The organism is Bradyrhizobium sp. 142 (assembly GCF_023074015.1).
GTDB lineage: Bacteria > Pseudomonadota > Alphaproteobacteria > Rhizobiales > Xanthobacteraceae > Bradyrhizobium.
In genome coordinates this window covers 1-1709 of sequence record NZ_JADPKQ010000404.1, presented here as the reverse complement: position 1 = coordinate 1709, position 1709 = coordinate 1, and the positions used below count along the sequence as shown (strand labels likewise).

The following is a 1709-nucleotide window of genomic DNA, read 5'->3' as shown; positions in this document are numbered from 1 at the left end:
CGCTCGAAATCCTCTCCGGCCTGACGCCGGGCGAAACCGTTGCTGTGACGAATACGTTCTCGCTCAAGGCTGAACTCTCGAAGCCGAAAGATGAGGACTGAGCGATGATCGAACGCATCATCGATTTTTCGGTAAAGCGCCGATGGCTGATCCTGCTGATTACATTGGCGACGGTGATCTCCGGTTTATGGTCGCTGACAAAACTTCCGATCGATGCCGTTCCCGACATCACCAACGTTCAGGTCCAGGTCAACGCCATTGCGCCGGCGATGACCCCGGTCGAGATCGAGAAACAAGTCACGGTCGCACTGGAAACGGTGCTGGCGGGTACACCGGGCCTGGAATCGACAAGGTCCTTTTCGCGAAACGGCTTTGCCCAGATCACGGCGGTCTTCACCGACCGCACCAACATCTATTTCGCGCGCCAGCAGGTCTCGGAGCGCATCAATGAGGCCAAGGCCAATCTCCCGCCTGGCGTGGAGGTCAAGCTTGGGCCGATCTCGACAGGACTCGGCGAAATCTACTGGTGGGCGGTCGAATACGCCAAACCGGGCGAGACTGCGCCGGTGCGTGATGGACAACCTGGATGGCAGTCCGACGGGACTTACCTGACGCCCGAAGGTGAACGCCTGACCGATGATTTTCAACGCACTGTCTATCTGCGCACCGTGCAGGACTGGATCGTCCGCCCGCAGATGAAGACGGTCCCAGGCGTTGCCGGCGCCGATGCGATCGGCGGTTTCGTCAAGCAATTCCAGGTCCAGCCCGATCCGTCTCGGCTGATCAGCTACGGGCTGTCACTCAACCAGGTGATAGCCGCCATCGAGGCCAACAATGTCAGCCGCGGTGCTAACTACATAGAACAAAATGGCGAGGGCTATGTGGTCCGGGCCAGCGGCCGGGTGGAAAACGCTGAGGATATCTCACAGATCGTCGTGGCTACGCGGTCCGGCGTGCCTGTCCGCGTCAGGGACGTCGCCGAAGTCACGATCGGAAAGGAATTGCGTACGGGTAGCGCCAGCGTCAACGGCCGCGAGGTCGTTCTGGGCACGGCGCTGATGCTGATCGGCGGCAACAGCCGCACGGTCGCGGCGGCAGCGGATGCAAAGATCAAGGAGGTCAGCCGCACGCTTCCCCCTGGCATCTACGCCCACACCGTGCTGAACCGGACGCAATTGGTGGACGCCACCATTGAGACCGTGGCGACCAATCTGGCCGAAGGTGCGCTCCTCGTCATCGCTGTGCTGTTCGTGCTGCTCGGCAATCTGCGCGCCGCCCTGGTGACCGCCTGCGTCATCCCGGTCGCCATGCTGGTGACCGCAACCGGCATGCTGCAGGGCAAGATCAGCGCGAACCTGATGAGCCTGGGTGCCTTGGACTTCGGTCTGATCGTCGACGGCGCCGTGATCATCGCTGAAAACTGTCTTCGACATCTCGCGGAGCGTCAGCGCGAGTTTGGTCGCGCGCTGTCCCTGGACGAACGGCTTCGGACGGTGACCAAATCTGCGACCGAGATGATCCGACCGACCGTCTACGGTCAGCTCATCATCATCCTCGTCTACGTCCCCTTGCTGACGTTCACGGGCGTCGAGGGCAAGACCTTCGAGCCAATGGCGCTCACCGTCATAATCGCGCTCGGCGCGGCCTTCGTCGTGTCGTTGACGTTCGTCCCGGCCATGATCGCCCTAACGGTGTCCAAGCCCGTGACG

Annotated in this window: 1 protein-coding gene; it reads left to right on the top strand. The window is 61.6% G+C overall.

Annotated features, from left to right (window positions below; translation table 11 throughout):
- Nucleotides 1-104 precede the first annotated feature (104 nt).
- The coding region (locus IVA82_RS37555; RefSeq protein ID WP_247391048.1) for a CusA/CzcA family heavy metal efflux RND transporter at nucleotides 105-1709 on the top strand (1605 nt) is incomplete at its 3' end.